Source organism: Desulfosarcina sp., assembly GCF_055467485.1.
In genome coordinates, this window is sequence record NZ_JBUOIV010000015.1 from 83,423 (window position 1) to 93,884 (window position 10,462).

General features: G+C 54.5%; 8 protein-coding genes. 7 read left to right on the plus strand and 1 reads right to left on the minus strand.

Annotated elements, in window-relative coordinates:
- Positions 1–45: 45 nt before the first annotated feature.
- Positions 46–1,236 carry a ribonuclease D gene (locus ACZCED_RS09760; protein WP_462970293.1) on the plus strand — a complete coding sequence of 397 codons (1,191 nt, stop codon included), beginning with the start codon at positions 46–48 and terminating at the stop codon, positions 1,234–1,236.
- 156 nt (positions 1,237–1,392) lie between these two features.
- On the opposite strand, the gene ACZCED_RS09765 is transcribed toward ACZCED_RS09760, so the two are convergent.
- The gene (locus tag ACZCED_RS09765) at positions 1,393–2,043 is read right to left on the minus strand and encodes a metallophosphoesterase family protein (RefSeq protein WP_462970292.1); all 651 of its coding nucleotides are present in this window, start codon (positions 2,041–2,043) and stop codon (positions 1,393–1,395) included.
- Positions 2,044–2,152: 109 nt separating this feature from the next.
- Here ACZCED_RS09765 and ACZCED_RS09770 point away from each other — a divergent pair, with 109 nt between their 5' ends.
- The 6 genes from ACZCED_RS09770 to ACZCED_RS09795 form a co-directional block, all read left to right on the plus strand.
- Positions 2,153–2,950 (plus strand): 16S rRNA (uracil(1498)-N(3))-methyltransferase, encoded by a 798-nt coding sequence (locus ACZCED_RS09770; protein ID WP_464860702.1) that lies wholly within the window; start codon positions 2,153–2,155, stop codon positions 2,948–2,950.
- Positions 2,951–2,968: 18 nt separating this feature from the next.
- Positions 2,969–4,114 carry an NAD(P)-dependent oxidoreductase gene (locus tag ACZCED_RS09775; RefSeq protein WP_464860703.1) on the plus strand — a complete coding sequence of 382 codons (1,146 nt, stop codon included), beginning with the start codon at positions 2,969–2,971 and terminating at the stop codon, positions 4,112–4,114.
- Between the two features lie 85 nt (positions 4,115–4,199).
- Entirely contained in the window at positions 4,200–4,955 is a 756-nt protein-coding gene (locus ACZCED_RS09780; protein ID WP_462970289.1) for an ANTAR domain-containing protein, read from the plus strand.
- 284 nt (positions 4,956–5,239) lie between these two features.
- Positions 5,240–6,823 (plus strand): FMN-binding glutamate synthase family protein, encoded by a 1,584-nt coding sequence (locus ACZCED_RS09785; protein ID WP_462970288.1) that lies wholly within the window; start codon positions 5,240–5,242, stop codon positions 6,821–6,823.
- A 188-nt stretch (positions 6,824–7,011) separates the two neighbouring features.
- Entirely contained in the window at positions 7,012–9,981 is a 2,970-nt protein-coding gene (locus ACZCED_RS09790; protein ID WP_462970287.1) for a PEP/pyruvate-binding domain-containing protein, read from the plus strand.
- A gap of 130 nt (positions 9,982–10,111) precedes the next feature.
- On the plus strand, positions 10,112–10,462 hold a 351-nt coding region (locus ACZCED_RS09795; protein WP_464860704.1), incomplete at its 3' end, for a Glu/Leu/Phe/Val dehydrogenase dimerization domain-containing protein.

A 10,462-nucleotide genomic window follows, 5' to 3' on the forward strand; every position in this document is an offset into this window, starting at 1 on the left:
CGTCACTAACGGACACCCAACAATTTATTGATAAAAAAACAACTTATGAAAAGTAGGGAAAAACCCACTCCGGGTCAAGAGAAAAATATAACCACCGTCGCCGATCCGTCATACCGCTTCATCCGGACACCTGCCGAACTGGAACGGTTTGTCGGCCGCATCAGCCGTGAGAAAATCCTGGCCGTGGATCTCGAGGCGGACTCCATGTTTCACTACCAGGAAAAAGTCTGTCTGCTGCAGATGGCCGGCAACGGTGAAAATGTGGTTATCGATCCCCTTGAAGTCAACGATCTTTCACCCTTGGCCCCTGTATTCAAGGACAACGATGTCTGCAAGGTGTTTCACGGATCAGATTATGACGTTCGCTCCCTCTATCGTGATTTTTCGATCGAGATCAACAACCTGTTCGATACGCAGTTGGCCAGCATGTTCATGGGCGAACGCGAAACCAGCCTCGGCGCGGTGGTGTGCAACCGTTTCGGTATTCAGCTGGACAAACGCTACCAGAAGAAGGACTGGTCTCAACGTCCCCTGCCGGAAGGGATGATCGAATACGCCGCCTCCGACGTCTATCACCTGATTCCCCTCGCCCGGATGCTCATGGATGAGTTGCAGGAAAAGGGGCGGCTGGACTGGGTCAAGGAGGAGTGCGATTACCTGTCCGAGGTCAGGCCCATGGAAAACGGCAGCGACCCGTTGTTTCTTCGGTTCCGCGGAGCCGGCCGCCTGCCGCGGCGAAACCTGGCGGCACTGGAGGGATTGCTGCAATATCGCCGCGATCTGGCCGCAAAAAAAGACCGTCCCTTGTTCAAGGTCTTTTCCAACACCGCGTTGCTGAAAATCGCAACCGAAATGGCTGATTCCCCTCAAGCCATGGAGGCGGCCCGCTGCTTGAGCGCCAAACAGATCCGCATTTACGGCAAACCCCTGTCCGCCATCGTAAAAAAGGCCAACGCCATTGCAGAAAAGGACTTGCCCGTCTATCCGCGAAAACGACGGACATCGGTGTCACCCAAGGTACCCGAACGGATCAAGGCCATCAAGGACTGGCGCGACCGGTTGGCCGAGGATTTGGAACTGGATCCCGCCCTGCTGTTCAATAAGGCCCTGATGACCGCTATCGCCGTTAGCAAACCTGGGGACCTTCAACGGCTGAGAAACGTCGAGGGAATCCGTAACTGGCAGGTAAATGCATTCGGTGAAGAGGTCCTGACCGTTCTATCCGCCCTGCCCTGACCCCACGCCGTAGACACCGCTTTCACCAATGGTGGGGCGCCTACAGACGATCTCAGAGCAAATTGAGCCTTCCCCGTCGCAAGCAGCGGGGCATGTCCTCGCTGTTGCGGTTCCCCCGTACCCGAAGGTTGAACGATTGTTTCGATATGAGACGATTCATGGATTCGACGACAGCATCCGGCATACCGGTGATGACCGCCCGTCGTAGCGGATCAGCGCCCCGTCGCTGGACCGCCCCATGGCACAGTTGACCACGGTCGTTCTTCCAACAGTCGCCACACCGGCCTGTTCGTGAATGTGACCGCATACGACCAATGCCGGTGAACGGCTGTCCACCAGTCGTCTGACGGCCCGACTGCCGGCATGAAACATGCCCAGGACCCTGTCCCTGACACCGTATGGCGGTGGATGGACCGCCAGCACGCTGTGGGCCTGCAACATTGCGGATACCCGGGTCACGGCGTCGGCCTCTCTGAAGCCCAATCGGGAATGGAAGGGCAGCGGCAGGGTACCGCCGATACCGATCACCTCCACCTCTCCCCAACGTTCGGCTGTCAGATGAACGGATCGAAGCCGGGGAAACGATGGCAGCAGGGTTTCCAGGTTTCGACAGTCACTGTTACCCCTTACGATCAGCACCGGCAAACCCAACCGATTCAATCCGTCGAGCATGGCCTCCGGCTGCCGGCGTCTGGAAATGTCCCCGGCCAGAACCAGCATGTCCGGCCGATGGGCGGCAACCTGCCTGGCGAGACGGTGAATCCGCCGGGAATGGCCGTGAATATCTGCTGCAGCGTAAATCAGCATGGCTCGTTTCACCTTTGATTGACAATCAAGGATCCCGTCACAAGCAAAAGGCAGACGGATCAATCTATAATAAATGCCTTGACAGGTAAACGGGTTTGATGAAATCAGAATGAATCGTCGGCACGCCCTTCACTGGCACCCGGAAAGCAATTCCATGTCCCTGAGACGATTTTATATGCCACCGGAATCGGTCCGGCATCCACAACCGGAAATCAGCGGATCGGATGCGATCCACATCTGCCGGGTCCTTCGACTGTCTGCCGGTGATGACGTGGAGCTCTTCGACGGCATCGGAAGCGGCTATCGTGCCCGGATCGTCTCGGCCAGCCCCAAACGGGTTCTGTTTCGCATCGAAGCGGCATATCCGCTGACGTCTGAATCATCCGTTCAGATCACACTGGCCCAGGGAATTCTCAAAGACCGCAAGATGGACGACCTGATCCGCCAGTTGACAGAACTGGGCCTCGATAACTGGATGCCATTCTATGCCGCGCGCTCGGTACCGGTGCCGGGCGACAAAGGCATGGGGAAACGGCTGAACCGCTGGGAAAAGATTGCCATAGAGGCGGTCAAGCAGTGCCGGCGTGGTCGCGTGCCCCGCATCATGCCGGCAGACGATTTCGACGCCATGCTGGCGGCGTCGGCCGAGTCCGATCTCAAGATCATTTTCTGGGAAGGGGCGCCGCAGGCGTTCGACATTGGCGACACCGCCCCGCCAAAACCGAAAAGAATAACGCTTGCCCTGGGTCCGGAGGGCGGCTTCGACCCGGGCGAAGTCCAGCTGGCGCATGAGCATGGTTTTCTCACCGCCGGCCTGGGCCCGCGTATTTTAAGGGCCGAAACCGCCACACTGGCCGCCTGCACGCTCGTGCAGTACCGCTTCGGCGACATGGGACCTGTAACTTGAGCCATTTAAGGAGAAGAGATGAACAGCAACGCCTGGCAGATTCATAATCCTGGCGGGACATCTCGCGTCATCGTCACCAAAATGCTTCCCGGCAGCCGATGGCTTGATATTCTCACCTCTGCGGACTGCCGTGTCGAGGTCTGCCAAAGCAAAACGGTTCTGGATACGGCAACCATCAAGGCCGCCATCGGCGGCCGATGTGACGGCGCCATCGGCCAACTTACCGAGGCGTGGGGAGAGACGCTTTTCGATGCGCTCAAGGCCGCCGGGGGCACGGCATACAGCAATTATGCCGTGGGCTTCAACAACGTGGACCTGGAAGCGGCCGATCGGGCGGGCATTCCGGTGGGCAACACGCCGGGCGTCTTGACCGAAACCACAGCTGAGATGGCTGTTGCGCTGACCTTCGCGGCGGCACGCCGTGTCGGTGAAGCGGAACGCTTTCTGCGCGCCGGCCGCTACACCGGCTGGCTGCCCGATCTCTTCCTGGGAACCCTGCTGAGCGGCAAAACCCTGGGCATCATCGGCGCCGGCAGAATCGGCGAAGCCGTCGCCCGCATGATGGTCCAGGGCCACGGCATGCAGGTGATCTATCATGACCTTGCCGCCAACACGGACCTGGAAGCATTTGTCGCCGACTACAATCGCTTTAGGGCCACCCGGCACATGCCGCCGGTGGCCTGCCACCGCGCCGATTCCGTGGAGGCGCTGCTGGAGACAGCCGACTGCGTCAGCATCCACACGGTATTGGACGACACCACCCACCACCTCATCGATGCCCGGCGCCTGGCCTTGATGAAACCGGATGCCATTCTGATCAATACCAGCCGCGGCCCGGTGGTCGACGAAGCCGCCCTGGTGGACCACTGCCGGCGCCATCCGGATTTTCGTGCCGGCCTGGACGTCTTCGAGCATGAACCCGCCATGGCTCCCGGCCTGGCCGAACTGGACAATGTGGTTATCGTACCCCACATCGCCTCGGCCACGCGATGGACCCGGGAAGGCATGGCCACCTTGGCGGCCTGCAATGTGGCCGGCATCCTCAACGGATATCCGCTCTGGCAGCAGCCGGACATCCTCCCCTTTCTCGAAAAGGATCCGCCTCATGCCATTCCGAGCGTCGTCAATGCCGAGGCATTGGGATGGTCTGGGAAAAGAAGTTGATGGTTAAGTTTCAGTAACGTTTCCGATGATCCGCGTCAGCTGATAGCCATTGAAAAATGGTCTGTTACCCGGCAACCAGAAAACCATGGAAAAGATTGAGCAAACCACCTACGATGGTTATATCAAGGCCCTGACGGATATCAGCCGGGCCATCACGTCGGATCTTTTCCTGGAGGATCTGCTCAAGCTGATCGTCATGGTCACCGCCAAGGTCACCGGGGTTGAAATTTGTTCTCTCTGGCTGATTGACGAAAATGAAAAACCACCCAAAATACGGCTGAAAGCCACCCAATCCATCGATCCGGAATACATCAAGGACCGCTCCCTGAACCTCAATGAGGGGGTCGTCGGGGTTGTGGTCACCACCAAACGCCCCATCACAATCAAAAACGTGCTTCGCAGCAAACGATTCAAAGAAAAGGAGATGGCCCGTAAGCTCAAGTTGATCTCAATGGTCGGTGTTCCGCTCCAGTTGAAAAATGAGAAAATAATCGGCGTGCTTAACTGCTTTACCGCAATCCCGCATACATTTTCCCGCACCGAGATAAACCTGCTGACGGCGGTGGCCAACCAGGCGGCAGTAGCCATCATGAACACGGAGTTGATGCTCAAAGCCAAGATCATCCAGGAGGAATTGGAAACGCGCAAGCTCATCGAACGGGCAAAGGAGATCCTGACTCGCCGGCGCAGCCTTGATGTCGACAGCGCCTTTCGGTGGATCCAGAAGCGAAGCATGGATAGCCGCAAATCGATGCGCGAGGTCGCCGAAGCAATACTGCTTTCAGAGGATTTGGGATACTACTCGAGTATTCCTCACGCGCTGAAAAAAGAAAACAAGTAAGTTATACTTAACTTCATTCTTGACATTAATCATTTCCGCTGATATTGACCAGTCAACAATGATCAGCGTTGCACACAACGGTGTGTGTAACGGCTATACAACCGACAAAGGCGTCCGTTGTCCTGTGCCAGGGGAAAGGATGCCTATTTTGTTCGTTTTGCATGGCGACGTTTCCTCGGTGAGGTAGCGTCGCCTTTTTTATTGGCTTCTCAAAAAAACACGAATGGATAGGATTCGGATAGATGAAATTGCGGTTGAACTCTTAACGGTTGAGGAATGGAAAAATGAATCTTCAGAGACCCAATGCAAACGAGGCACTTGAAACAAAAAATCGTTCCCGTAATGTCGCCCCCCAGTCGGGGTTGTGCAGCCGTTGCATCGACGGCTGCAAGGGAAACTGTGATCTGTTCCGCGCCACATTCAGGGGCCGGGAACTGCTGTACCCCCAGCCGTTCGGCAGTATCACCGCCGGTGCCGACAAGGACTATCCCGTTGACTACTCCCATCTGAACATCAATGGCTATGCCCTGGGCGCACTTGGAATTGAGCCGAATCCGGATACGGCGACCTTCCCCAATGTGGATACCGAAACCGCCTTCGGCGTCGACAGCAAGGTAAAAATGAAGGTGCCGATTTTCACGGGAGCCCTCGGAAGCACGGATATTGCCCGAAAGAACTGGGAACATTTTGCCATTGGGGCGGCCATTAGCGGCATTACCCTGGTGTGCGGGGAAAACGTCTGCGGTATCGATCCGGAACTCGAATTCAACGGCAACGGGAAAGTAGCCAAATCGCCGGAAATGGACCGCCGGGTCAGAGAGTACCGTCGGTATCATGAAGGTTACGGAGACATATTGGTCCAGATGAACGTGGAAGACACCCGCAACGGCGTGGCGGAGTATGTCATCGAAAAGCTCGGGGTCGAAACCATTGAATTGAAATGGGGCCAGGGAGCCAAGTGCATCGGCGGTGAAATCAAGGTCAACTCCCTGGAGAGAGCCATCGAACTTAAAAAACGCGGCTATATTGTCACCCCGGATCCGGAAAGCCCGGCTTTCCAGGCAGCATTCAAGGCCGGTCCATTGAAACAGTTCGAACGTCACTCCCGGTTGGGGTTCATTGACCAGGAAGGGTTCATGAATGAAGTGGAACGCCTTCGCAAAATGGGTGCCAAACGGGTCACCTTGAAGACCGGGGCCTATCCCATGCGGGAATTGGCCATGGCCATTCGCTGGTCCAGTGATGCCAAAATCGATCTCCTCACCATAGACGGCGCACCGGGTGGGACAGGCATGAGCCCATGGAGAATGATGTGCGAATGGGGTGTTCCGTCCATCTACCTGCATTCCATGGCTTACGAGTTGTGCGATCGCCTGGCCAAGCGGGGAAAACCGGTACCGGACATTGCCTTTGCGGGCGGCTTTTCCTCAGAGGACCATGTGTTCAAAGCGCTGGCCCTCGGCGCCCCCCACTGCAAAGCCGTCTGCATGGGTCGTGCCCTGATGATACCCGGGATGGTCGGCAAAAACACCGAGCGCTGGTTAAGGGGCGAACAGGGCGGACTACCGTCAACGGTATCCGCGTTCGGGTCGACCAAGGAAGAGATCTTTATGAATTATGAAGTGCTCAAGGAAAAATACGGTTCCGAGGCGACCAAACTTCCTCTCGGGGCGGTGGGCATCTTCAGTGCGGTGGACAAGATCAAGGTCGGCCTCCAGCAAATCATGGCCGGCGCCAGAAACTGGAAGGTGGAATATATTTCCAGAAAAAACATCTTTTCGCTGACCGAAGAGTGCGCCAAGGTGACGGGAATCCCCTACGTCATGGAAGCTTACCGGGAGGAGGCCCTCCAGATCATCGACGCTTGATGGAATTGGCTCACAGATAGCGTGAATGCCCACACGGGGCGGTATATTACCGCCCCGTTTTTAATTAATCAGCCATACTCATATTTTGCATATTTTTTTAGTATAAGTTATACAGACGACCTATATCCTTTTCCTATTTTGGTGGACGATTAACCGCATCTGGTCAATCGAAACGTTTACGAGGCCGCATGATTGTATCTGAAACCCCGATCCCCCAGGAATTCTACTCACATTTCAAGCTGTTCCATGAAATGATGGCCATAAAGGTGAAGGAGATCCTTTTGGTGTCGAGCCCATACGACGCCTTCATCATGGAGGAAGATGGCAGTCTCGCATCTCGTATAATAAATGAATACAGTGGATTGAACTTAAGCCACCCGCCGCGGGTCACCCAAACCGCCTCGGCATTGGAAGCCCTTTCGATTCTTGGGCGAAAAGAGTTTGACCTAGTCATTACCACACCCCATCTGGAGGAGATGGATGCCTTTTCCCTGTCCAGAAAGATCAAGCATGCCCACCCAACCTTGCCCGTCATTCTGCTGAGTCATACACCCCGAGGTGTTTTCCCACTGCCTGAAAACAGGGATTGCAGCGGCATCGACAAGGTCTTCATCTGGTCAGGCAATTCGGATCTGCTCCTGGCGCTGGTTAAAAATACCGAAGATCATCTGAATGTGGCCGACGACACATTGAATGCCAAGGTCCGAGTATTGATTCTGGTGGAAGACTCACCGGTCTACTACTCATCATTCCTGCCCCTGATATACAAAGAAGTTGTAAAACAGACCCAGGCAGTTCTCGGTGTCGGCCTGAATGAAGAGCATCGGTTGCTGAGGATGCGTTCCAGGCCTAAAATACTATTGGCCAACACCTACGAGGATGCATTAACTCTCTATGACATGTACCGGTCCTATCTGCTTGGGATCATCTCCGACACCCGAATCCCAAAAGATGGCACATTGACTGAAAACGCCGGTTTCCTGCTGCTTTCCCAGATTAAAAAGGACATCCCTGATCTGCCGATGGTGCTGCTCAGTTCCGAACCGGGAAACCGCGACCTCGCCATGCGCATACCAGCGATGTTCCTCGACAAGAACGCTCCCGACCTGCTGTCCGAACTACACGATTTTTTTATGAACGATTTGGGATTCGGCGATTTCATCTTCCGTATGCCCGACCAAACGGAAATCGCCAGGGCCGCAGATCTTCGATCGCTCCAGGCGCAGCTGCCCCAAATACCCGATGAATCCTTGTGGTACCATGCCCGGCGAAACCATTTTTCCAGTTGGATCATGGGCCGGTCTGAAATTGCCCTTGCGTCTAAATTCAGAGAGGTCAAGGCCAGTGATTTCAATGATACCGAATCCTTGCGCGGCTACATCATCTCCAGCATCAATGACATGCGCAAATGGCAGCAAAAGGGTGTCGTCGCCAAGTTCAACAAAAACTCCTTCGACGCGGAAATAATGGATTTCGTTAAAATCGGCCATGGCTCATTGGGCGGCAAAGCGCGCGGCCTGGCTTTTATGGCCGCACTGTTGCACCAGAACATGGGAATTTATGAAAAGTATCCCGACGTCACCATCAGGATTCCCAAGACACTGGTTATCAGCACGGACAGTTTCGAGGCGTTCATTCAGATAAACAACCTGAAAGGGTTGGCCAACCAGTCGATCCCTGATGAAAAGATAAAGGAACGTTTTCTCAGCGCAGAATTGCCGGATTGGCTGGTCAGCGACCTGAAAGTCTACCTGTCACAGGTCAACACCCCCCTTTCCATACGTTCGTCCAGCCTGCTGGAGGATGCCCAATTCCAGCCCTATGCCGGGTTGTATAAGACATATATGATCCCCAACAATCATTCTTCGTTCAGCAGGCGTCTCGATCACCTCTTAACGGCCGTAAAACTAGTCTACGCCTCTACGTATTACGAGGGTCCCCGGTCCTTCGCCAGATCGACGTCCAACAACCCCCAGGAAGAAGTAATGGCGGTGATCATCCAGGAGCTTGCCGGCGACACCTACGGCGATTTTTTCTACCCGGCTGTTTCCGGGGTGGCCCAATCCCACAATTTCTATCCGATTGCGCCGATGTTGCCTGAAGAAGGCATTGTCCATATTGCCTTGGGACTTGGAAAAACGGTGGTCGAAGGGGAAAAAACCCTGCGGTTTTCCCCCAAGTATCCGACCGTTCTCCCCCAGTTCTCGATGGTCGATGATATCCTGAAAAATTCCCAGCGCCATTTTTATGCCTTGCAGATCAGCAACTATCCGGAAACGCTGAACTTCGAACGACACGGCAATTTGAATAAACGGGATCTGAATGATGCCCAGAAGGAATATCCCGTCATTTCGTTGGCCAGTACCTATGTCCCCGATGAACATCGCATCCGAGATACCAGTACCGTAAACGGTACCAAGGTGCTGACATTCGCCCAGATCCTCAAATATGGATCTTTCCCGCTGCCCGAATTGCTCATGGACATGCAAGACCTGGGGAAAAAAGGGATGGGGTGCCCGGTTGAAATTGAGTTTTCGGTTAACCTGGGTTCACCTGCCAGAAAAAAGACCGTTTTCAACTTTCTCCAGATCAGACCCATGGTGGCTGGCAATGACTGTTTCGACGTTCAGATCGATTCCGAGGATATCCGCAAAGCCTTCTGCTGTTCCCGGCAGACTTTAGGGAATGGGAAAAATGAGGAGATTGCAGACATCATCTATGTAAAACAGGATGCTTTCAAGGCAGAGGCGACTGTTCAGATGGCAGACGAAATCGGCCGGATGAACGCTGATCTGATCAAATCAAATCGCCGATACCTGCTCGCAGGCCCCGGACGATGGGGGTCATCCGACCGCTGGCTGGGCATCCCGGTTCAATGGCAGCACATCTCAGGGGCAGGGGCGATCATTGAACTGAGAAATGACAAGTTGAAGGCCGACCCATCTCAGGGCTCTCATTTTTTTCAGAATATTACATCACAGGGTGTTTTTTACATCACGGTCACTGAAGGCTCGGAGGATTTTTGGGATTGGCAATGGCTCAATGGGCTTCCGGTAATTCGGGAAATGACCTTTATACGGCATGTCCGTCTGGATTACCCCATGACCATTAAAATTGACGGGAAAGCGTCCCGATGCGTCATGATCAAACCCGATTGAACCGCCATGATCAGCGGGAACCATCGCTGCAGGACTGCATGCGTTTCTCCGGTTCATGTTTCCCCAGGCAACATATCTTTCTCAAACTCGTGAGCGTTTCCATTCACCAACATTTGAAAAGGAGGTGTTTATGTCCGACATCCTGAAAACGATCGAAGCCAGAGATCCTGCTGAAAATGAATTCCAGCAAGCGGTACACGAGGTTATTGAATCGGTCAAGCCGGTTTTGGATCGAAATCCTGAGTATCGGCACAACGCTGTTCTTGAAAGAATCACGGAACCCGAACGCGTGATCATGTTCAGGGTACCCTGGATGGATGATCAGGGGATGGTGCATGTCAACCGTGGATTCAGAATCGAAATGAACAGCGCCATCGGTCCCTATAAGGGAGGGCTCCGCTTCCACCCCTCCGTCAATTTGAGTATTCTCAAGTTTCTGGCTTTCGAACAGGTATTCAAGAATGCCCTGACCACCCTTCCC